General features: G+C 75.4%; 12 protein-coding genes. 10 read left to right on the forward strand and 2 right to left on the reverse strand.

What is annotated here, in order from left to right:
* Nucleotides 1–30: 30 nt before the first annotated feature.
* Entirely contained in the window at nucleotides 31–750 is a 720-nt protein-coding gene (locus tag GHR20_RS30260) for a VTT domain-containing protein (RefSeq protein WP_243878162.1), read from the reverse strand.
* 158 nt (nucleotides 751–908) lie between these two features.
* Here GHR20_RS30260 and GHR20_RS30265 point away from each other — a divergent pair, with 158 nt between their 5' ends.
* From GHR20_RS30265 to GHR20_RS30275, 3 genes are all read left to right on the forward strand, one after another.
* Nucleotides 909–3,155 (forward strand): DUF11 domain-containing protein, encoded by a 2,247-nt coding sequence (locus GHR20_RS30265; protein ID WP_153814947.1) that lies wholly within the window; start codon nucleotides 909–911, stop codon nucleotides 3,153–3,155.
* Nucleotides 3,156–3,503: 348 nt separating this feature from the next.
* The gene (gene tuf / locus GHR20_RS30270; protein WP_153814948.1) at nucleotides 3,504–4,682 is read left to right on the forward strand and encodes an elongation factor Tu; all 1,179 of its coding nucleotides are present in this window, start codon (nucleotides 3,504–3,506) and stop codon (nucleotides 4,680–4,682) included.
* 30 nt (nucleotides 4,683–4,712) lie between these two features.
* Nucleotides 4,713–5,558 carry a fused MFS/spermidine synthase gene (locus tag GHR20_RS30275; protein WP_153814949.1) on the forward strand — a complete coding sequence of 282 codons (846 nt, stop codon included), beginning with the start codon at nucleotides 4,713–4,715 and terminating at the stop codon, nucleotides 5,556–5,558.
* 47 nt (nucleotides 5,559–5,605) lie between these two features.
* Here the strand turns inward: GHR20_RS30275 and GHR20_RS30280 are convergent, their stop codons facing one another.
* A complete protein-coding gene (locus tag GHR20_RS30280; protein ID WP_153814950.1) occupies nucleotides 5,606–6,709 on the reverse strand; it encodes a hypothetical protein in 1,104 nt (367 codons plus the stop codon).
* Nucleotides 6,710–6,849: 140 nt separating this feature from the next.
* Between GHR20_RS30280 and GHR20_RS30285 the strand changes: the two genes are divergently transcribed.
* The 7 genes from GHR20_RS30285 to GHR20_RS30320 all read left to right on the forward strand — a co-directional run bounded on the left by GHR20_RS30285 (nucleotide 6,850) and on the right by GHR20_RS30320 (nucleotide 23,174).
* A complete protein-coding gene (locus GHR20_RS30285) occupies nucleotides 6,850–7,302 on the forward strand; it encodes a DUF4442 domain-containing protein (protein ID WP_111585371.1) in 453 nt (150 codons plus the stop codon).
* 448 nt (nucleotides 7,303–7,750) lie between these two features.
* Complete coding sequence (locus GHR20_RS30290; RefSeq protein WP_153814951.1) at nucleotides 7,751–14,620, forward strand: type I polyketide synthase; 6,870 nt, start codon at nucleotides 7,751–7,753, stop codon at nucleotides 14,618–14,620.
* A 1-nt stretch (nucleotide 14,621) separates the two neighbouring features.
* Nucleotides 14,622–19,802 carry a type I polyketide synthase gene (locus GHR20_RS37780; RefSeq protein WP_243878163.1) on the forward strand — a complete coding sequence of 1,727 codons (5,181 nt, stop codon included), beginning with the start codon at nucleotides 14,622–14,624 and terminating at the stop codon, nucleotides 19,800–19,802.
* Entirely contained in the window at nucleotides 19,799–20,116 is a 318-nt protein-coding gene (locus GHR20_RS30305; RefSeq protein WP_111585374.1) for an acyl carrier protein, read from the forward strand. The genes GHR20_RS37780 and GHR20_RS30305 overlap by 4 nt, the downstream gene beginning before the upstream one ends.
* Nucleotides 20,117–20,119: 3 nt before the next feature.
* Nucleotides 20,120–20,923: an alpha/beta hydrolase gene (locus GHR20_RS30310; protein WP_153814952.1), complete on the forward strand. Its 804-nt coding sequence runs from the start codon at nucleotides 20,120–20,122 to the stop codon at nucleotides 20,921–20,923.
* Nucleotides 20,920–22,101, forward strand: a complete 1,182-nt coding sequence (locus tag GHR20_RS30315) for a glycosyltransferase (RefSeq protein WP_153814953.1) — start codon at nucleotides 20,920–20,922, stop codon at nucleotides 22,099–22,101. Before GHR20_RS30310 ends, GHR20_RS30315 begins: the two co-directional genes overlap by 4 nt.
* The gene (locus GHR20_RS30320) at nucleotides 22,098–23,174 is read left to right on the forward strand and encodes a class I SAM-dependent methyltransferase (protein ID WP_153814954.1); all 1,077 of its coding nucleotides are present in this window, start codon (nucleotides 22,098–22,100) and stop codon (nucleotides 23,172–23,174) included. The genes GHR20_RS30315 and GHR20_RS30320 overlap by 4 nt, the downstream gene beginning before the upstream one ends.
* Nucleotides 23,175–23,177 lie beyond the last annotated feature (3 nt).

The following is a 23,177-nucleotide window of genomic DNA, read 5'->3' on the forward strand; positions in this document are numbered from 1 at the left end:
TCACCGGCCTCCTCGTCGGCCACGCCCTCGTCAGCGGCCGCGCAGTCGGTGCCGCTGCCGCCACGCCACCACCGTGCCCACCAGGGCCGGCACGGCGATGCAGGCCATCGCCAGCAGGAACGCGGGCGACGTCGGCGCCGAGGCGCGGGCGCCGGCGACCGCGTAGGCGGCGGTGTTCGGGACCGACCCGAGCGCCGTCGCCAGCAGGAACGGCAGCCAGCCCATCCGGGAGACCGCCGCGCAGTAGTTCGCCGCCCAGAACGGCACCCCCGGGAAGAGCCGCGCGGCCAGCATGGAGCGGAACCCGTGCCGGCTCAGCTGCCCGTCCGCCGCCCGCAGCCACCGGCCGCGCAGCAGCGGGCGCAGCGCGTCCTGCCCGAGCAGCCGCCCGAGCCCGAAGGCCAGCCCGGCCCCGAGCACCGTCCCGGCGAGCGCGGTCCCAAGGCCCAGCCGGGAGCCGAACAGCGCGCCCGCGGCCAGGTTCAGCAGGGGCCGCGGCACGAACGCCACCGTGCACAGCCCGTAGCCGGCCCCGAACGCCAGCACCGCCATCAGCCCGCCCGTCCGCGGCGGCCAGCCCTGGGTCAGCAGGCGCTGCGGATCGAACAGCAGCACCAGCGCGCCCGCGGCCGCCAGCAGCACCAGCAGCAGCGACAGCCGCGCCCACGGCGACAGCAGCGCGCGGACGCAGCGGGCGGTGAACCCCGCGCGGGGCGCGGGCGGCGCGGGGACGGTGGTGGCATCGAGCACGTGACCCCCTGGGAGACATCGACGGCCGACGCCGATGATAGAGGGCGCCCGGACGGCCCCGCCGCAGGCGTGGACCGGTGCGGCTGACCGGGTGCGCGACGGGGACACGCGACACGGGAGCGGTCGCTCACGGAGCGTGACTGCTACGTATGCTGCGCATGACGCGAAAACCACGCCCATCGCCGCTCGGCGTACCGGCACGGACCCCCCGGCTGGCCGCGGCCGCGCTGACGCTCGCCTTCGGCCTGGGCGGCTCCCTGGCGCTGGGCACCGGCGATCTCGCCCACGCCGCGCCGCGACAGGGCGGATCCGTCCTCGCCGAGGAGACGTTCACCCAGGCGAGCGCCCCGGAGTTCACCGGGGTCGGCTCGGCCTGTCTCACCGGCGCGCCCCAGGCCGGCGCCCTGCCGGGGCCGGGCGACCACCCGCTCGGCGGCTGCACCGAGGGCGTCGGCCCGGTGCCGCCCAACAACGCGGCCCCGCACGGATACCTGCGGCTGACGGACTCCTCGAACGACCAGTCGGGCGCCGTCCTCTACAACCACGCGCTGCCCGCCGACCAGGGCCTCGACGTCACCTTCGACCAGTGGCAGTACGGCACCACCACGGGCAACATCGCCCCGGCCGACGGCATCTCGTTCTTCCTGGTCGACGGCGAAACCCAGCTGACCCATCCCGGCGCCTTCGGCGGCAGCCTCGGCTACGCCCAGAAGCTGCCCGACGACGACCCGAACGCCGCGTTCCAGCCCGGTGTGGACAGCGGCTACCTGGGCGTCGGGCTCGACGTCCTCGGCAACTACTTCGGCGACTGGGAGCACCGCGGCAACGGCTGCCCGCCCGACCAGCGCTCGCCCGCGGGCACGAGCTTCCATGTGCCCGCGCCCGGGGCCGACATGGTCACGCTGCGCGGTCCCGGTGACGGCATCGAGGGCTACTGCTTCCTCACCGCCACGACCAGCAACTTCTCCACCACCGGACCCTGGCCGTCGACCCTCCCCGGGCAGCTCCAGGGCCCGACCACCACGGTGTCGGACGACCCCGTACAGGCCGAGCGGGACCTGGAGCCCTCGCGCCGCCGGGTGCACGTGGTGATCACCCCGGCGCCCGACCCGCAGGTCACCGTGTCCATCGACTTCAACGACGGCAACGGCTTCCAGCAGGTGCTCCAGACGGCCGCGCCGACCCCGGTGCCGCCGACCTACAAGTTCGGATTCGCGGCCTCCACCGGCCTGTTCACCGACACCCACCTCATCCGCGACGTGGTCGTCCGCACGGACCGGCCGCTGCCCGAGCTGAACCTGGTGAAGCAGGCCAGGCAGCCGCTGCCCGGCGATCTGACGGCCGGCTCGCGGGTGCCGTACGACTTCGTGGTCACCAACTCGGGCGGTACGACCATCGACGACCTGGCCGTCGACGACCCGAAGGCCGGCCCGGTCTCCTGCCCGGTGACCACCCTCGCGCCCGGTCAGACCGTCACCTGTACGGCCACGTACACCGTGACGGCCGCCGACGTCGCCCACGGCTCGATCGACAACACGGCCACCGCCACCGGCACTTCGGACGGGGAGACGGTCACCTCACCGCCGTCCTCGATGAGCGTGCCGATCGAGCGGGTGCCGGGCATCGAGGTCGAGAAGCAGGTGGAGACGCCCGGTCCGTACTCCGTCGGGCAGACCGTCACCTACCGCTACACCGTCCGCAACACCGGCGGTGTGGAGCTGACCGATGTCGCGGTGCACGACGACCATGTGCGGGACATCACCTGCGCGTCCGGCACGCTCGCTCCCGCGGAGGAGACCGGCGACAGCACCACCTGCACCGGCACCTACACCATCACCGCGGCGGACGGCACGGCCGGCTTTGTGACCAACACCGCCACGGCGACCGGCGGCGCGAACGGCGAGAGGGTCACCTCGCCGGAGACGTACCAGACCATCCCCGTCGGGCGGCCGCACCTCACGCTGCACAAGCGGGTCGTCTCCAGCGGCCCGTACCAGGTCGGGTCGACGGTCCGGTACGCGTACACCGTGACCAACACCGGCAGCACCCCGCTGCACGACGTGCACGTCGCGGACGACCGGGTCGCCACGGTGACCTGTGACGACACCACGCCGGCACCCGGCGGGACCACCACCTGCCACGGCTCGTACCAGATCACCCAGGCCGACGCCGACGTCTGCCTGGACAGCGGCACCCGCGGCGATGGCGGTGACGGCACCGTCGAGTGCCGGATCACCAACATCGCGCAGGCCGGCGCCACCGACCCGCAGGGCCGGGAGATCGTCAGCGAGCCGGCCTCGGCCACGGTCACCGTCCGCGTCGAGCCCGAGCCCCCGTGCCCCGGCTACGGCAAGCCCGAGGACAAGGGCGGCTGCGACGAGCGGGGCCGCCGCGGCAGGGTCTGACGCACCCTCCGCACCCGGCCGGCGCCGCCCCCTCCAGGGGCGGCGCCGGTCGTCTGTGCGCACCCGCCCCGGGCGCGGGGCGGACCACCGGCCGGAAACCGGTGGAAAACCATTCGACGCCGGACATCCCGTCGGCGAGGATCGACGTCATGTTCCGGTACGCCTTCCCCCTCGCAGCATCCGCGGTCGCGGATGTGCCGAAGGCTGCCGTTCCCACGCTCGCGGCCGCTGTCGACGGCGCCCGAAGCTGACCCTCCCCGGATCGTCCGGCGGACCCCGCGAGGGGAGGGTCGGCCGTCCGGCGGGGTCCCGACTTCCTCACGACAGCGAAGGCTTCGAGGTACAGCCATGTCCAAAACGGCCTACGTGCGCACCAAGCCGCACCTGAACATCGGCACCATGGGTCATGTCGACCACGGCAAGACCACCCTGACCGCCGCCATCACCAAGGTCCTCGCCGAGCGCGGCGCCGGCACCTTCGTGCCCTTCGACCGCATCGACCGCGCCCCCGAGGAGGCCGCGCGCGGCATCACCATCGACATCGCCCACGTCGAGTACGAGACCGACACCCGGCACTACGCCCATGTGGACATGCCAGGTCACGCCGACTACGTGAAGAACATGGTCACCGGCGCCGCCCAGCTCGACGGGGCGATCCTCGTCGTCTCCGCGCTCGACGGGATCATGCCGCAGACCGCGGAGCACGTCCTGCTCGCCCGGCAGGTCGGCGTCGACCACATCGTCGTCGCCCTGAACAAGGCGGACGGCGCGGTCGACGAGGAGCTGACCGACCTGGTCGAGCTGGAGGTCCGCGACCTGCTCACCTCGCAGGGCTACGCGGGCGACGCGGTACCCGTCGTACGGGTCTCGGGGCTGCGGGCGCTCGCGGGCGACCCGCGCTGGACGGCGTCCGTCGAGGCGCTGCTCGACGCGGTGGACACCTATGTGCCGATGCCCGAGCGGTATCTCGACGCGCCGTTCCTGATGCCGGTGGAGAACGTGCTCACCATCACCGGGCGGGGCACGGTCGTCACCGGCGCCGTGGAGCGCGGCACGCTCCGGCTCGGGGACCGGGTCGCGGTGCTCGGCGCGGACGGCGTCGAGACCGTCGTCACCGGCCTGGAGACCTTCGGCAAGCCGATGCCCGAGGCGCAGGCCGGGGACAACGTGGCCGTGCTGCTGCGGGGCGTGCCCCGGGACGCGGTGCGGCGGGGGCATGTCGTGGCGGCGCCGGGCAGCGTGACGCCGGCGCGGCGGTTCACGGCGCGGGTGTACGTGCTGTCGGGGCGCGAGGGAGGCCGTACGACACCGATCGCGACGGGGTACCGGCCGCAGTTCTACCTCCGCACCGCGGACGTGGCCGGGGACGTCGACCTCGGCGCGGCGGCCGTGGCCCGGCCCGGCGAGACGGTGGAGATGACCGTCGAGCTGGGGCGGGAGGTGCCGCTGGAGCCGGGGCTCGGCTTCGCGATCCGCGAGGGCGGGCGGACGGTCGGCGCGGGCACGGTGGTGTCCGTCGGTTCGTAGGGCCCCTCGGGGGCGCGTCACAATGAACCCGTGACCGAGCAGATACCCGTCCTCCGCACCACCGACCACGGCACCGCCAAGCTCATGCCCGATGTGGACCGGGAACGGGCCTGGCTGCTGACGGTCGACGGGGCGCCGCAGTCGTACGTCGACCTGGACGAGCCGACCCACCTGGAGTTCGAGTACGCGCGCCGGCTCGGGCACGCGCTGGACACGGTGGCCCCCGAGGGCCGGGCGCTGGACGTGCTGCACCTGGGCGGGGGAGCGCTGACCCTGCCCCGGTACGTCGCGGCGACCCGGCCGGGCTCGCGGCAGGACGTCGTGGAGGCCGACCGGGGGCTGCTGGAGCTGGTCGACGCGTATCTGCCGCTGCCGGCGGGCGCGGGCGTCGCGGTGCACGCCGCCGACGCCCGCGCCTGGCTGGGGACCGCGCCGGACGACGCGGCCGACGTGCTGATCGCGGATGTCTTCGGCGGCTCCCGGGTGCCCGCCCATCTCACCACCCTCGCCTATGCCAGGGAGGCCGAGCGGGTGCTGCGGCCCGGCGGAACCTATCTCGCCAACCTCGCGGACGCGGCGCCGTTCGCCTTCCTGCGCTCCCAACTGGCCACGTTCGCGGCGGTCTTCGAGGAGGTGGCGCTGGTCGCCGAGCCGGGGGTGCTGCGCGGGCGGCGGTTCGGCAACGCGGTGCTCATCGCCTCGCACCGGCCGCCGCGGGTCGCCGCGCTGGCCCGCCGGGTGGCGGCGGACGTCTTTCCCGCGCGGGTCGAACACGGCGCCGCCGTACGGGAGTTCATCGGTTCCGCGCGGCCGGTCGAGGACGCGGACGCGGTGCCGTCGCCGGTGCCGCCGGGCGGCTCGTTCGGCATCGGCTGACCGCCGGGTGCGCGGGGACGTCCGCCCGTCGCACCCGGCGCCGCGCGTCAGTCCGACGCGGGAGTGCCGTGCAGCCGGACCGAGCCGAGGATCTTCATGATCGTGGCCTGCGGGACCTCGTCCTTGACGCCCTTGGCGCCGTAGAAGTTGAACGACACGTAGTCGTGCGCCGAGTTCTGGAAGCCGAAGGTGAGGGCCTTGCCGTCGCTCGCGCACTTGCCCTTCTGCGGGGTGCCGCTCGACCTCGCCCACGCGTAACTGCCCTTGATGCCGGACGTGGTGGTGAAGGGCGTGGCCTTCTTGTCGAAGGTGATGGTCTTCTTGTCCGGCTGGGTGTAGCCGCCGTAGACCCACCAGGCCGGAGTGTTGACCGCGATCTGGTCGGTGCTTTTCGCGCCGCTGGCGCCCTTGCTGCCGACGACCGCGAGCGGGGTGTCGTCGGTGCGGCCGTCCTTGTCGTCGTCGGAGGTGCACCACTTGGGCTGGTCCTCGGCCGTGCCCGACATCACGATCAGCGGCTTGCCGTCGGTGGACTTGTGGTCCTCGAAGCCGATCTCCATGTCGGGCGCCTGGGCCTGCCAGTCCGAGGGCACGTCGTAGGCTATGCCCCACTTGGGGTTCACCACGACCTTCCAGCCCGGCACGGTCGGCTTCTCGCTCTCCGCGGCCCGCGGGTTGTCGGTCGAGGCGGGGCTGGACGACGCTCCGGCCGGCGAGTGGCTGGTCTGCGGGTGCTTGCCGTCCGCCTTGTCGTCCTTGCCGTCCTTCGCGCCGCCGAGGACCAGCACACCGGTCACGCACGCGGCGACGACCACGGCCGCGGCCGCGACGATCGCGATCAGCTTCGTACGGTTGCCGCCGCCGTTGCCGCCGCCGCCCTGCGGGGGCTGCTGCATCGGCACGGTGGGCTGCTGCTGCCCCCACTGCGGCTGCTGCTGCCCGTACGGGCCGGGGGCTTCCGGGTAAGGGCCGGGCCCCGGCTGCTGACCGGCTCCCGGCTGCTGACCGGCCCCGGGGTGCTGGCCCCCCTGCGGGTACTGCTGGTACCCCGGCTGCTGGTACGGATTCGGCTGCTGCTGGTAACCCGGCTGCTGGTACGGGTTCTGCTGCGGGTTCTGCGCGCCCCCGGGCGGCTGCTGATCTGGCCACATGGCCGACAACACTAATGCGACGGCGGCACGGTTCGGTCACGGGATCTCGTCAGGGCCGTAGCGAAGCGGTGTGCGGGGCATGGCGCGCGGGTGGGGACCGCGCTGGTCAGGATCGTCTACTCGCCGGTAACATCGCGCCCATGACTGTTGACAGCGCCTCGATGGGCGAGATGCTTGCCACCGCGGTCCCGATGGTGCGGACCCTGAACCTGGAGTTCGTCGAGGTGACCGCGGAGCGCGCCGTGCTGCGCCTCCCGGACCAGCCGGACTACCACAACCACATCGGCGGCCCGCACGCCGGCGCGATGTTCACGCTGGCCGAGTCCGCCAGTGGCGCCATCGTGCTCACGGCCTTCGGCGACCAGCTCGCGCGCGCGGTGCCGCTCGCGGTCCGCGCCGAGATCGGCTACAAGAAGCTGGCCATGGGGCCGGTCACGGCGACGGCGACCCTGGGCCGTCCGGTGGCCGAGGTCGTCGCCGAGCTGGACGCGGGCGGGCGGCCGGAGTTCCCGGTCGCCATCGCCATCGAGCGCGAGGACGGCGCCGTGACCGGGGAGATGACCGTGGTGTGGACCCTGCGGCCGAACGGCTGAGCAGTCCGCTGAGGAGGGGCCCCTGACCAGGGGCCCCTCCGTCGTTTTCCGGCGCCCGGCTCATTTCAGGTCTTCTGGCGCTTTCCGGCCCGTGCGCATCCTCGCCAGTGGCCAAAGGTCATGCGGAATTTACAGACACGGTCCCGGTGTCACGGCGTATTGCGGCCGGGTGAGTGAACGGTGAAGCAGGCGCGTGCTTTGACGGGCTTGTGGTGATGTGGCGCGTGGGCTCGGGTGAGCAGGTGCCCGCACGGATGACCCGGAAGCGCCGATTTCTCGGCGCTTGCGGCGAATTCGGCGGCCTGGCCGGATCACGGCCACGGCGGGCGCGCGGCGGCCGTCGTTGTTGACCCGCGAGTAGCCCCTCGCTAGTTTCCGATGCCCTCGCACCGACGAGTTCCGCCGCACAAACCCCCACCGTGCCTTTCGCCGATTGTGTCGGAGTCTCATGACCTCCCCTGTGCGCGCCCATGATCTGATCCTGTGCCTCACCCCGTTCGGAGAACCCGACGCGGGCCTCGCCGCGGCCGCCACCGGCGCCGGAGCGCTCGGCGTCCTCGATCTCGGAAGCGGCGACCGAAGATGCCGGCAGGAGCTGTCCCGGCTGAGGAGAACGGCGCCGGGTCCGTACGGCGTCCGGGTGAGCGCCCGTTGCTCCCTCGCCCCGGCCGACCTGGCCGAAGGGCCCGGCCTCGTCGTCCTCGCCGCGGATCCGACGGCCGCGGACACGTCTTGGAGGATCGCCGAACTGTCCGGTCGGTCAACGGTGTTGGCCGAGGTCACCGATCTCCCGCGGGCCCGGGCCGCGGTCCGGGCCGGTGCCCATGGACTGATCGCCCGGGGTGCCGAGAGCGGGGGCAGGACCGGCGAGCTGAGCACCTTCGTGCTGCTCCAACAGCTGCTCGGCGACGAGCAGTTGGCCGACGTGCCCGTCTGGGCCTGCGGTGGGGTCGGGCCGCGTACGGCGGCCGCCGCCATGGCGGGCGGCGCGGCCGGTGTCGTCCTCGACAGCCAGCTCGCCCTGCTGCCCGAGTCCCGGCTGCCGGAGGCGGTCCGGGCGGTGCTGCGGTCCCTGGACGGCGCGGAGACGATGGTGCTCGGCGGACACCGGGTGCTGCGCCGCCGGGGCCCCGACGCGCCGCCGCTCCCCGCCGACGACCCCGCCGCGGTCGCCGCCCTCCTCGGCGCCCGCGATCTGTCCCGCCAGCTGCTCCCCCTCGGCCAGGACGGCTTCCTCGCCGCCCGGTTCGCCGAGCGCTGGGGGGATGTGCGGGGCGTGGTACGGGAGATGACGGCGGCGATGCGGCCGGAGCCGGAGCGGGAGCGGGAGCCCGGGCGGGCGCTGCGGCCCGGATCGGCGATGAGCCGGGCGCTCGGGACCCGGCTGCCGGTCGCGCAGGGCCCGATGACACGGGTCAGCGACCAGGCCGGATTCGCCGCCGCCGTCGCCGCGGACGGGGCGCTGCCCTTCCTCGCCCTGGCGCTCGCCGACGGTACGCGGACCCGGGCGATGCTGACCGGGGCGCGGGCCGTCCTCGACGGCCGTCCCTGGGGCGTGGGCGTGCTCGGTTTCGCGCCCGAGGAGATCAGGAACGCCCAACTGGAGGTCGTACGGCAGCTGCGGCCCACGCACGCGATCATCGCGGGCGGGCGGCCCGCACAGGCCGAGGCGCTGGAGCGGGCCGGTATCCGCACCTTCCTGCACGTGCCCTCGCCGGGGCTGCTGCGGCAGTTCCTCCAGGCCGGTGCGCGCAGGTTCGTCTTCGAGGGGTCGGAGTGCGGCGGGCATGTCGGGCCCCGGGCGTCGTTCCCGCTGTGGGAGGCCCAACTCGCCGTACTGGACGACTTCCTGGCCGACGCCGAAGCCGAGGCGGCGGCCCAGGTGGAGGTGTTCTTCGCGGGCGGCGTGCACGACGAGCGGTCCGCCGCGATGGTCGCCGCGCTCGCCGCGCCGCTCACCGCGCGGGGCTGCGCGATCGGGGTCCTCATGGGCACCGCCTACCTGTTCACCGAGGAGGCCGTCGCCCACGGCGCCGTCCGGCCGCTCTTCCAGGAACAGGTCCGCGTCGCCACCACGACCGCCCTGCTGGAGACCGCGCCCGGCCACGCGACCCGGTGCGTGCCCAGCCCGTTCACCGACGACTACCGGGACCGCGAACGCGCGCTGCGCGCCGGGGGGCTGCCCGAGCGCGAGGTGTGGGAGACGCTGGAACGCCTCAACGTGGGGCGGCTGCGCATCGCCAGCAAGGGCGTGGAACGCGCGGACGACGGCGCGTTACGGGACGTCGACGAGCAACGCCAGCTCACCGACGGGATGTTCATGGCCGGAGAGGTCGCCGTCCTGCGCTCCGCGACGACGACCATGGCCGCCCTGCACCGCTCGGTGACCGACGGCGCCGCCGGCTTCCTCGCCGCCCGCGGCCGGCTCCCCGTCACCGCGTGGGAACCGGCGCCGCCCGCACCGCTCGACATCGCCATCGTCGGCATGGCCTGCATGTTCCCGGGGGCACCCGACCTCGCCGCCTTCTGGGCGAACATCGTCGCCGGGCGCGACGCGGTGACCGAGGTGCCCGCCGACCGCTGGGACCCGGACGTGCACCACGCGGCCGGGCACACCGCCTCGAAGTGGGGCGGGTTCCTGCCCCGCATCCCCTTCGACCCGCTGCGCTACGGCATCCCGCCCACCTCCCTCGGCAGCATCGAGCCCGTGCAGCTGCTGTCCCTGGAGGCGGCCCGCCGGGCCCTGGAGGACGCCGGATACGGCGAACGGGGGCGGGAGTTCGACCGCTCGCGCACCGCCGTGGTCTTCGGCGCGGAGGCGGGCAGCGACCTGTCCAACGCCGTGACCCTGCGGGCCGTACTCCCGTCGTACTACGGCAAGGTGCCCGACGGACTCGACGGCCAACTGCCCCGGCTGACCGAGGACTCCTTCCCCGGGATGCTCGCCAACGTCATCCCCGGCCGCATCGCCAACCGCCTCGACCTCGGCGGCGCCAACTTCACCGTCGACGCCGCCTGCGCCTCCTCCCTGGCCGCGCTCGACGTGGCCTGCAAGGAACTCGTCTCCGGCACCAGCGACGTGGTGCTGTGCGGCGGCGCCGACCTGCACAACGGCATCAACGACTACGTCCTGTTCTCCTCCGTCCACGCCCTCTCGCCGACCGGCCGCTCCCGCGCCTTCGACGCGGAAGCCGACGGCATCGCCCTCGGCGAGGGGGTCGCCTGCGTGGTGCTCAAGCGGCTCGCCGACGCCGAGCGGGACGGCGACCGGATCTACGGCGTGGTCAAGGGTCTCGGCTCCGCCAGCGACGGCCGCTCCCTCGGCCTGACCGCGCCCCGGCCCGAGGGCCAGCGGGCCGCGCTGGAGCGGGCGTACCGCAACGCCGGTGTCTCGCCCGCGCAGGTGGGCCTGGTGGAGGCGCACGGCACCGGAACCGTGGTCGGCGACCGCACCGAACTGAGCATCCTCGGGGAGGTGTTCGCCGAGGCGGGCGCCCGCACCGGCGGCTGCGCGCTCGGCTCGGTCAAGTCCCAGATCGGGCACACCAAATGCGCCGCCGGACTCGCCGGACTGATCAAGACGACCCTCGCCCTCTACACCGGGGTCACACCCCCCACCCTGCACCTGGGGCGCCCCAACCCGGCCTGGACCGAGGACGACAGCCCCTTCGCCTTCCACGCCGGCGCCCGGCCCTGGACCGCGCCCGCGTCCGAACGCTTCGCAGGAGTCAGCGCGTTCGGCTTCGGCGGCACCAACTTCCACGCCGTACTGGCCGCGCACGGGAACGCGGTGCCGCCCCGCCAGACCCTGGACGAATGGCCCGCCGAACTGTTCCTCTTCCGCGGCCGGGACGAGCGGGCCGCGCTCCGGCAGGTGGCGGAACTCCTCGACGCGGCCGAGACGGCGGGGCGGCCCTGGCGGCTGCGCGACCTCGCCCTCGCCGCGGCCCACCGCGCCGACACCTCGCGCGAGCCGGTCCACGTCGCCCTCGTGGCACGGGACACGGACCAGCTGATCGAGCGGCTGCGGGGGACCCTCGACGGGGAGGGCGGCACGGACGTCCGCCGCGCGGACCCGGTGGACGGCAAGATCGCCTTCCTCTTCCCCGGACAGGGCAGCCAGCGCACCGGCATGCTCGGCGAACTCCTCGTCGCACTGCCGGAGTTGCGCGACCATCTGCCCCCGGACCAGGCCGCCGTCGTCTATCCGCCGGCCGCCTTCGACGACGCCGCGCGCGAGCGCCGCCGGGCCGCTCTCACCGACACCCGGGCCGCCCAGCCCGCCCTGGGCGCGGCGGGCCTGGCCGCCCACGCGTTCCTGGGCGCGGCGGGCGTCCAGCCGGACCTGGCCGCCGGACACAGCTACGGCGAACTGGTCGCCCTCGCCGCCGCCGGCGCCCTCGACCCGGACACCCTGCCCCGGCTCAGCGCCGAGCGGGCCGCCGCGATCCTGGCGGCGGCGGGCGAGGAACCCGGTGCGATGGCGGCCGTGGGCGCACCGGCCGAGGACGTCCAAGGCGCCCTGCGCGAGGCGGGGGCGCCACAGTCCGTCGTCGTCGCCAACCTCAACTCGCCCCAGCAGACGGTGGTGTCCGGACCCACGGCGGACATCGACACCGCCGTACGACTGCTGCGCGCGGCCGGGCTTGGCGCCAAGCGGATACCCGTGGCCTGCGCCTTCCACAGCCCGCTGGTGGCGGGGGCGGGGGCACGGTTCGCCGACGCCCTCGCGAAAGAGCCGGTGCGCGCGCCCGAGTTCCCCGTCTGGGCCAACCGCACCGCGGCGCCCTACCCGCCGGACCCGGACGCGGTGCGCGCCGGACTCGCCGCCCAGATCGGGGCGCCGGTCGCGTTCGCGGCGCAGATCGAGGCCATGTACGAGGCGGGCGCGCGGATCTTCGTCGAGGCGGGCCCCGGGGCGGTCCTCACCCGGCTCGTCGGACAGATCCTCGGCGAGCGCCCGCACCGGACCGTCGCCCCCGAGCCCTGGCCCGAGGGCGGACTGCCCGGCTGGCTCGACGCCCTCGCCCTGCTCGCCGTCGCGGGCGCCCCGGTGCGTACCGCCTGGCTCTTCCAGGGCCGCGACGCCGTGGACGCGCTGCGTGCCCCCGCCCCCGCCCGGCCCGGCTGGACGGTCGACGGACACCTGGTCCGCACCGCCGACGGAGCCCTGCTCGCCGGTGCCCTCGCACCGGCCCGACGCGTCGTGGAGACGACTGTGACCACCGACCAGCCAGGCGGCACCCCGGCCGACCGGGACGCGCTGATCACCGAATTCCTGCGCAGCGGACGGGAGATGATCGCGGCACAGCGTGACGTGCTGCTCACGTACTTCGGCGGGACGGGGTCGCCGGCGGCCCCCGTGGCTCCGGTGGCGTCCGTCGTGCCGGTCGCTCCTCAGGCGCTGCCCGCCGCAGAACCCGGCCTCTCCGTCGGGGAGTTGACCGTTCCCGCAATACCGGAGGAGGCGGTGGCCGCGTCCGGCGCGGACGTGGGGCGGGTCGTGCTGGAGATCATCAGTGACCGCACCGGCTATCCCGTCGACATGATCGAGCCCGATCTCGATCTGGAGGCGGACCTGAGCATCGACTCCATCAAGCGGGCCGAGATCGCGGGCGAACTGGCCAAGCGGCTGGGCATCGCCGGGGGCGCGGAACTGCTGGGCGACGCCGAGCTGGAGGAACTGACCAAGGCGCGTACGGCGGCCGCGGTGACGGCCTGGCTGACGGCACGGGTCGGCGGCGGTACCGGGTCCGGCCGACCGGAGGAGCAGGCACCGGAGCCGGACGCGGTGCCGCTCGGGGTGGCGCCCCGGCGCTTCGAGACGCGGGCGGTCGCGCTGCCCGACGCCGGGCCGGAGTCCGCCTCCGGTCCGGCGTCCGCTTCCGTTCTCGCCGGGCGGCGCCTCTTCCTGCTGGGCGACGGCGGGGGAGCGGCGGCCGAGGTGGCGGCGCGGCTCGACGCGCGAGGAGCCGAGGCCGTACTGGCCGACCAGGGGCATGTCCTCGATACGGCCGACGGGGCGGTGGACGCCGTCGTGTACCTGGGCGCGCTGCCCGGCCCCGAGCTGCCGGTGCTGCCGGACGCGTTCCCGGTGGTCAAGGCGGCGCTGACGTGCGGCGCGCGGCGGCTGCTGGCCGTACGGGCCACGCAGGGCGCGGGGGCCGTACGGGCGGCCGGGCTCGACGGGCTGTTCCGTACCGTCGCGCGGGAGTATCCGGAGGTGGCCGCGCGGGTCGTGGCCGTCGCCGACGTCACCCCGGCGGCGGTGGCCGACGCCGTGCTCGCGGAACTGTGCGCACCGGCGCCCGAAGGGGCTGACGCCTCCGCCCCGCACCCCGTCGTCCTGCGCGCCGCCGACGGAACCCGCCGGGGCCTTGACCTCCTCCCCGCCCCCCTCGGCTCGCTCGGCAGCACCGGCGCGGGCCCCGCCGGGGTCGGCACCGCGGAGGCCGCCGCGCTCGGGCTCGACCGGGACTCCGTCGTCCTGCTGGCCGGCGGCGCCCGGGGCATCACCGCCCGGTTCGCGGCGACGCTAGCCGCCGCCTGCGGCTGCCGGATCGAACTGCTCGGCCGCACCCCCGCCCCGGCCGGACCCGAGTCCCCGGCGACCGCGGACGCCCGCACTCCCGTCGAACTGCGCGCGGCACTCGCGGCCGCGGCCGCCGCGCCGAAGCCCGCCGAGATCAACCGGACCGCCGAACTGCTGCTGGCCCAGCGGGAGATCACCGCGACCCTCGACGAACTCGCGGCGCTGGGCGGCGCGGCCCGCTACCGCGCGGTGGACTTCCGGGACCGGGACGCGGTGCTCCGCGCGGTCAAGGAGATCCACGCCGAGCACGGCCGGCTCGACGGGGTCGTGTTCGCGGCCGGGGTGATCGAGGACCGGCTGATCGCCGAGAAGACCCCCGAGTCCTTCCAGCGGGTCTACGGCACCAAGACGGCGGGCGCCGCAGCCCTGTTCGCCGCCCTGGACGACCTGCCCGGGGCGCCCGCGTTCACCGTGCTGTTCGGCAGCATCGCCGCCGTCCTCGGCAACCGGGGCCAGTGCGACTACGCCGCCGCCAACGACGCCCTGGAGACGCTCGGCGCCGACTGGGCCGCCCGCACCGGGCACCGCGCGCTCACCGTGCACTGGGGCCCCTGGGCGCCGTCCGGCACCCACACCGGCATGGTCGGCGCGGAACTCGGCCGCGAGTACGCGCGTCGCGGGGTCGAGATGATCGACCCCGAGGAGGGCACCGCGGCCCTGCTGCGGGAACTCGCCTGGGGCGACCCGGCCGCCCGCGCCGTCGTCTACACCGCGTCGGGCTGGTGAGATGACGAACCCTCAACTCCCCGTCGCCATCGTCGGGATGGCGGTGCTGCTGCCGGGCGCGCGCGGACTCGACGCCTACTGGCACAACCTGGCGGGCGGCGTCGACGCGATCGGCGAGGTGCCCGCGGGCCGCTGGGACGCCGACTACTACCGCCCGGCGTCCGCCGCCGGGCCCGCGGCCCCCGACCAGGTGTACTGCCGGCGCGGCGGCTTCGTGGACGCCCTGGCCGAGGTCGAGGTCACCCGCTATGGCATCATGCCCGCCGCCGTCCCCGGCACCGAGCCCGACCAGCTGATCGCCCTCGACGTGGCCGCCGCCGCGCTCGCCGACGCGGGCGGCGAGCGCGGGCTCCCGGCACGGGACCGGATCGGCGTGGTCCTGGGCCGGGGCGGCTACCTCACCCCCGGCCTGGCCCGGCTGGACCAGCGCGTCCGCACGGCCAGCCAACTCATCCGCACCCTGGGCGAGTTGGTGCCGGACCTATCGGCGGACCAGCTCGACCGGGTACGGGCGGCGTTCACCGAGCGGCTCGGCCCGGACCGCCCCGAGTCCGCGATCGGCCTCGTGCCCAACCTCGCCGCCTCCCGCATCGCCAACCGGCTGGACCTGCGCGGCCCCGCCTACACCGTCGACGCGGCCTGCGCCTCCTCGCTGGTCGCCGTCGACCAGGCGGTCACCGAACTCGCCTCCGGACGCTGCGACCTGATGCTCGCCGGGGGAGTGCATCACTGCCACGACATCACCCTGTGGAGCGTCTTCTCCCAGCTGCGCGCCCTGTCCCCGACCGAGCGCATCCGGCCCTTCCACCGGGACGCCGACGGCATCCTCATCGGCGAGGGCACCGGGGTCGTCGTACTGAAACGGCTCGCGGACGCCGAACGCGCGGGCGACCGGGTCTACGCCGTGATCAGGGGCACCGGCGTCGCCGGTGACGGCCGCACGGCGAGCCTCGTCAGCCCCGACCCGGGCGGACAGACCCGGGCCGTGCGCCAGGCGTGGCGGGCCGCCGGACTCGACCCCGCCGCGCCCCGCTCCCTCGGCCTCCTGGAGGCCCACGGCACGGCCACCCCGGCCGGCGACGGCGCCGAACTCACCACCCTCGCGGAGGTGTTCGGACCCGGCACGGGACTCGCCGACGAGGAGCGACCGGTCCTCGGCTCGGTGAAGTCCATGATCGGCCACACGATGCCGGCCGCCGGGGTCGCGGGCCTGGTCAAGGCCGCCCTCGCCCTCCACCACGCCACCCTGCTGCCCACCCTGCACTGCGACGACCCGCACCCCGGCCTCGGCGCCACCCGCTTCCGCACCCTGGCGCGGGCCCGCCCCTGGGACCCGGACCCCGGCGAGCCGACCCGCCGGGCCGCGGTCAACGCCTTCGGCTTCGGCGGGATCAACGCCCATGTGGTGCTGGAGGAGGCCCCGGCCCCCCGGCACACCGCCGCTCCCGGGAGCACCCTCACCCCGGCCGCCCGCCGCACCGCCACTCCCGGGCGTCCATCTGCCCCGGCCGCCCAGCGCACCAGCCCGCCCGCTGCCGCCCCGGCCGCCCGTGGCACCGGCACACCCGCTGCCGCCCCGGCCGCGCGGGGCGCTGACGCGCCTGCTTCCGTTCCGTCTGCCCGTGGCACCGGCACGCCTGCTCCGGCCTCGGCCGCGCGGGGCACCGGCGCACCCGCTCCCGCTCCGTCTGCCCGTGGCGCCGACGCGCCCGTTCCCGCTCCGGCCGCGCGGGGCGCCGACGCGCCTGCTTCCGTTCCGTCTGCCCGTGGCACCGGCGCGCCTGCTTCCGCTCCGGCCGCGCGGGGTACCAGCGCACCCGCTTCCGCCCCTGCCGCCCGCGTCGTCGAACCCGAGCGCGTGCTGCTGCTCGCGGCCGGCTCCGTGGAACGCCTCGCCGCGCTGCTCGACGCCGACGACTCCGCCGTCCTCGCCGCCGGGCTCGATCCGGCCCGCGCGCATCCGGGCGCGGGACCGGCCCGGCTCGGGATCGTGGCGCCGAACACCAGACGGCTCGCGCTCGCGCGCCGGGCGGCCGAGAAGGGCCGAGCCTGGCAGGGGCGCGGCGATGTGTGGCTGCGGCCCACCCCGCTGCTGGGCGGGCCCGGGGACCGGCTGGCGTTCGTCTTCCCCGGTCTGGAGGGCGAGTTCACCCCGCCGCGCACCGACGACATCGCGGCCCACTTCGGCCTGCCCGCACCCCGGGACACCCCGGCGGCCACGGGGGTCGGCACCCGGGCGGACACCCGGGTCGAGGACATCGGACGGCACGGACTCGATATCGTCGGCGTGGGCCGGCTGCTGGACCGGGCGCTGCGCGCGATGGGTGCCGTACCGGACGCGGTCGCCGGGCACAGCGTCGGCGAGTGGACGGCCATGGCCGCCGCCGGGATCTACTCACCCGGCCAAGTCGACCGGTTCATGGCCGAGTTCGACCCGGACGCGCTGACCGTCCCCGGGCTCGCCTTCGCCGCGATCGGCACCTGTGCCGCACAGGTGCGGGCGGCGCTCGCCGATGCCTGGGCGGGCTCCGGGATCGTGCTCTCCCACGACAACGCGCCCCGCCAGTCGATGGTCTGCGGACCGGACTCGGCGGTCGAGGACCTCGTACGGTCCTTCCGCGCGCAGGGCGTGATCTGCCAGGTGCTGCCCTTCCGCTCCGGCTTCCACACCCCGATGCTCGAACCGTACCTCGCCCCCATCGAGCAGGCCGCCGACCGGTTCCGGCTGCACCCGCCGGCCGTCCCGGTGTGGTCCGGCACCACCGCGCGGCCCTTCCCCGCGGCCGAGTCCGCCGTGCGCGCGCTGTTCGTGCGGCACCTGCTGGAGCCGGTGCGCTTCCGCGAACTGACCGAGGCCCTCTACGCCGCCGGACACCGGGTCTTCGTGCAGCCAGGACCCGGCCGCCTCACCTCCCTGATCGACGACACCCTCGGCGACCGCGACCACCTCGCGGTCCCGGCGTGCTCGCCCCACCACGACGGACTGCCCCAACTCCGGCGCGTGGCGACGGCTCTGTGGACGGCGGGCGCGGCGGTGGCGCCCGCCCTGACGATGACCCCGGCGGCGGGCCGGGCGACGGCGGCGCCCGCGATCCTGGTGAACCCCGCGGGCATCGACCGGCCGCCCGTCCGGCTCGACCTCGGCGGCGCGCTGGTGTCGCTGGACGGCGCCGTGCTCGAAGAGCTGAGAGGGGAGCTGGGGCGCCGAGGGGCGCCGGTGCCGCGTCCCGCCGCCTTGGGCGCGCCCACCGGTCTCGCGGCCCCGGACGCGACCGCCCTCGACGGGCTCGCCGCCCGCTTCCCGGTCGCCGCCGAACTGTCCGCCCTGCTGCGGGACACCGCGGACACGGCGGCCGAGGTGATGGCGGCGGCGGGAGGCCGCACCCCGGCCGCGGGGCCTCGTACCCCTGCCGCGGGGCGTCGTACCCCGGCCGCGCACCCGCGCACCCCCCAGGGGGCGACACCCGCCCCCGCCCTCCCCATGGCCCCGACGTACGCCCCCGTCGTACCCGCGTCCCCGCCGCGCGCTCCCGCCACGCCGCCGGACATCCCCACATCCCCGGCCCCGGCAGCCGCCCCCACGACCACCACCCTCCACATCTCCCCCCACACCATGCCCCACCTCCTCGACCACTGCTTCTACCCGCAGCGCCCCGGCTGGCCGGACCTGGAGGACCGCTGGCCGGTGGTGCCCGCGACCACGATCGTGCGGCACATGATGGACGCGGCGGAGGCGGCCGCGCCCGGGATGCGGGCGGTGGCCGTGCACGGGGCCCGGTTCGACCGGTGGCTGACCGCCGTGCCCGCCGTGGACGTACCGATCACGGTCGCCCCGGTCCCCGGACGGCCGCACCACCTCGGCGTCGCCTTCGGCCCGACCGCCCGCGCCGTGATCGAACTCGCCCCCCACCACCCGGCGCCTCCCGCACCGGTGCCCCACGCGGACGTCCCCGAGCGCCGGCCCGAGCACACCGCCGCGCAGATCTACCGCGAGCGCTGGATGTTCCACGGCCCGGGGTTCCAGGGCCTGACCGAGCTGTCCGCGATCGGCGAGCGGCATGTGCGCGGGGTGATCACCGCGCCCGCCGCCCCCGGCGCGCTGCTCGACAACGTGGGCCAGCTGCTCGGCTACTGGATCATGGCGACCCGCACCGAGCGGACCGTCGTCTTCCCCGTGCAGATGCGGCGGATGACGTTCCACGGGCCGCATCCGGCGCCCGGCACCCCCGTCGACTGCCTGGTGCGGATCACCTCCCTCACCGACACCCTTCTCGAAGCGGACGCCCGGCTCACCGCCGGCGGCCGGGTGTGGGCCGTGCTCGACGGCTGGCAGGACCGCCGCTTCGACAACGACCCGACGACCCGCCCCGTCGAACGCTTCCCCGAGCGCAACACCCTCTCCGCGCTCCAGCCCGGTGGCTGGACACTGCTGCACGAGCGCTGGCCCGACCTCGCCTCCCGCGAGCTGATCATGCGCAACTCGCTGGGCGGCGCCGAGCGCGCGCGGTACGCCGCGCATCCGCCCCGGGGCCGCCGCCAGTGGCTGCTCGGCCGGATCGCCGTCAAGGACGCGGTACGGCGCCTGCTCTGGGAGCGGGGCGAGGGGCCCGTCTTCCCCGCCGAGATCCGGGTCCACAACGACGCGGCGGGACGCCCGTGCGTCACCGGTGTGCACGGCCGGACCCTGCCCCCGCTGGACGTCTCGCTCGCGCACCGCGCCGAGGCGGGCGTGGCGATCGTACGGCCGCGCGGTCCGCACCGCCCGCACACCGATTCCGGCTCCGGTCCCGGCTCCGGCATCGGCGTCGGCATCGACATCGAGGAGATCGCCGAGCGCGAGCCCGCGACCCTCGGTACGGCGCTCGCGGCGGAGGAACTCCGTCTGCTCCGGGCGCAGTCGGGCCCGGAGGCGGAGTGGTTCACCCGATTCTGGGCCGCCAAGGAGGCCGCCGCCAAGGCCGAGGGCACCGGATTCGGCGGCCGGCCACGGGACTTCAGGGTCCTGGAGACCACCCCCGACGGCGGCCGGCTGCTCGTCCTGGGCCGGCTCGCCACCCATCTCGTCCACTGCGCCCGGGTGGCCAACCCGCCCGCCCTGGCGCCCCGCGCGTACGTGGTGGCCTGGACCACCGGGTCCACCACCGCACCCCACGATCCCGCAGCCGAGGAGACCCCCCGATGAACCCCCCGCTCATCCCCACCCAGCCGGCCCCCGACGCCGTCCTCGCCGACCTCACCGGCATGCTCCGCGAGGTCCTGGCCGAGTACGGCGACGACGACACGGTCATCGGCATGTCCACCACCTTCAACCGCGATCTGGAACTGGAGAGCATCGACCTGGTCACGCTGGCCGGGCTGATGGAGGAGCGGTACGGCGGGCGGGTGAACCTCGCCGAGTTCCTGGCCGGGATGGAGTTCGACGAGATCATCGAGCTGACCGTCGGCAGGCTCGTGGAGTACGTGGTGTGGAGCCTGCGCGGCGCACAGGCGGGCTGAGCCATGGCGATGGTCGACGCCGGTGGCATCCGGCTGCACGTCCAGCGCATGGCCCCGGCCGCGGGCAGCGCCCAGCACGGCACGGTCGTCCTGGTGCACGGGCTGCTCACCGACAGCCTGGCCAGCTACTACTTCACCGTGGCCCCCGCCTTCGCCGCGGCCGGACTGGACGTCCTCATGTACGACCTGCGCGGCCACGGCCGCAGCGAACGCCCCGCCCGGGGCTACACGCTGGACCACAACATCGACGACCTCGCCGCACTCCTCGACCGCCTCGGCGTCACCGGGCCCGTGCACCTCGTCGGCAACTCCTACGGCGGGACCATCGCGTTCGGCTACGCGGCGCGCGACCCCGAGCGTGTCGCCACCCTCACCCTGGTGGAGTCCGAACCCGCCACCCCGGCCTGGGCGAGCAAGCTCGGCGGCATCCTGCACCGCGTGGTGACCCAGCTCGCCCACAACGAGCGGGACGCGATCGCCTGGATCACCGCCCACCGGGGCCACAACACGGCCCGGCTCGCCAAGGGCGCCGCCCGGCTCGCCCGGGAGACCAGCCTCGGCCGGGACATCCCCGCCAGCCGGGTGCACACCGAGGCCGAGATCGGCGCCGTGCGCTGCCCGGTCCTCGGGGTCTACGGCGGCGACTCCGACCTCGCCGACCTGATCCCGCTGCACGAGGCGCGGCTGCCGGACTTCAGGGCCGTGGTGCTGGAGGGACACGAGCACTCGGTGCTGGTGGAGGCGCCCGGCGCGGTCGGCGGGCACATCCTGGACCTGATCCGGGCCGGCGCGGGCGCCGTCCGGTGAGCGGCTTCCTGTTCGTCGTACCGCCGCTGACCGGGCACATCAACCCGGCCGTCGGGGTCGCCGACCGGCTCGCCGCGCGCGGCCACCGGGTGGCCTGGGCCTGCGCCGACCCGGGCCTGGTGCGCCGCCTCGCGGGCCCCGGCGCCCCGGTGTTCGGCTGCGCGGGCCCGGTGCCGGGCACCGGCGGCGTCGTACGGCCCCCGGACCTGCGCGGCCCGGAGGCATGGAAGTTCCTGTGGGAGTGGTACCTGCTGCCGCTCGCCGACGCGATGGCGCCCGGAGTGCGCGCGGCCGTCGAGGAGTTCGGCCCGGATGTGGTGGTCGCGGACCAACAGGCGTTCGCCGGCGCCTTGGTGGCCGAGCGGCTCGGACTGCCCTGGGCCACCTCCGCGACCACCTCGGCCGAATTCAGCGGCGCCTACGACGGGTTGCCCAAGGTCGCCGAGTGGCTGCGGCAGCGGCTGGCCGAGCTGCGCGAACGCCTCGGCGTTCCTCCGGGCACCGCCGACCCGCGCTCCTCGCCACACCTGCTGCTGATCTTCAGCAGCCCCGAACTGGTCGGCCCCCAGGCTCCGTCGGCGCCGCACATCCACTACGTCGGCCCCTCCCTCGCGGGCCGCCCGCACCGCCCCGGCTTCCCCTGGGAGTGGCTGACCCCCGGCCGGGCGAAGGTCCTGGTCACCCTGGGCACCGCCAACGCCGACGCGGGCGGCCGCTTCCTCGCCGCCTGCCGCGAGGCGCTGCGCGAACGCGCCGACCGGGTACAGGCCGTGCTCGTCGACCCGGGCGGGGTGCTGCCCGCCGAGGAGGGCGGCAAGGACGTACTGGTGCTGCCGTCGGTGCCCCAACTCGCCCTGCTGGAGCGGATGGACGTGGTGATCTGCCACGCCGGGCACAACACCGTGTGCGAGGCGCTGTGGCACGGCGTCCCGCTGGTCGTCGCCCCCATCCGGGACGACCAGCCGGTGATCGCCGCGCAGGTCGTGGACGCGGGCGCCGGGCTCCGGGTGAAGTTCGGCCGGGTCACCGCGGACCGGCTGGGCACCGCCCTCGACACCGTCCTGCACGACCCCGCCCACCGGTCCGCCGCGACCCGGGTCCGCACCGCCTTCCGCGCGGCCGGCGGCGCCCCGGCCGCGGCCGCCCACCTGGAACGACTGGCAACGGAGAGCCGATGAGCGACCCCAGCGACAAGCGGGCGAAGGCCGAACGCGTCGCCGCCCTGCGCCCCGCCTACCGAACCGATCTCGCCGCCGGCCCCGCCCGCTTCCTCGGCGCCCGCCGCACCACCTGCCCCTGGTGCGGCTCGGACGAGCTGAGCGGCCGCCTGCGCACCACCGACCTGCTCCAGCACAAGCCGGGCCGCTTCACCCTCGACCGCTGCGCGGACTGCGGGCACATCTTCCAGAACCCCCAACTGACCGAGGAAGGGCTGGAGTTCTTCTACCGGGACTTCTACGACGGTCTCGGCGAGCAGCGGATGAGCGGCACCTTCGGCGGCCGGGGTGCCATGTACGAGGGCCGCGCCCGCGCGATGCTGCCCCACGACCCCGCCCCGAAGACCTGGCTGGACGTCGGCACCGGGCACGGCCACTTCTGCGCGAGCGCCCGTACCGTGCTGCCCGGCACCTCCTTCGACGGGCTCGACTTCACCGACGGCGTCGAACTCGCCGCCCGCGCGGGCCGCATCGACCAGGCGCACCGGGGCGCCTTCCCGGACCTCGCGCCCGAACTCACCGCCCGCTACGACGTGGTGAGCATGTTCCACTACCTGGAGCACAGCACCGACCCCGACCGGGAACTGCGCGCCGCGCACGAGGCGGTACGCCCCGGCGGCCACCTCCTCATCGAGGTCCCCGACCCGGACAGCCGCTACGCCCGGCTGCTCGGCCGCTGGTGGCTGCCCTGGCTCCAGCCGCAGCATCTGCACTTCATCCCGGTCGGCAATCTGCGCCGCCGGCTCACCGAACTCGGCTTCACGGTCCTCGCCGAGCAGCACGCCGAACCGCACGACCCGGTCGATCTGCTCGCCGCCGTCTGGCTGGCCCTGGACCACACCGCGCCCCGCGAGGACGCCCCCTGGCTGCCCGAGCCCCCCGGCGTCCTGCGCCAAACGCTGCGCGGCGCGCTCCTGCTCGCCGGGGTGCCCGCCCTGCTCACCGCCACCCTCCTCGACCGCCTCGCGGTCCGCCCGCTCGCCCGGCGCCTGCACCTCGCCAACGCCTACCGGCTGGTGGCCCGCCGGGAGTGAACG

The organism is Streptomyces sp. SUK 48 (assembly GCF_009650765.1).
In the GTDB taxonomy this organism is placed as follows: Bacteria; Actinomycetota; Actinomycetes; order Streptomycetales; family Streptomycetaceae; genus Streptomyces.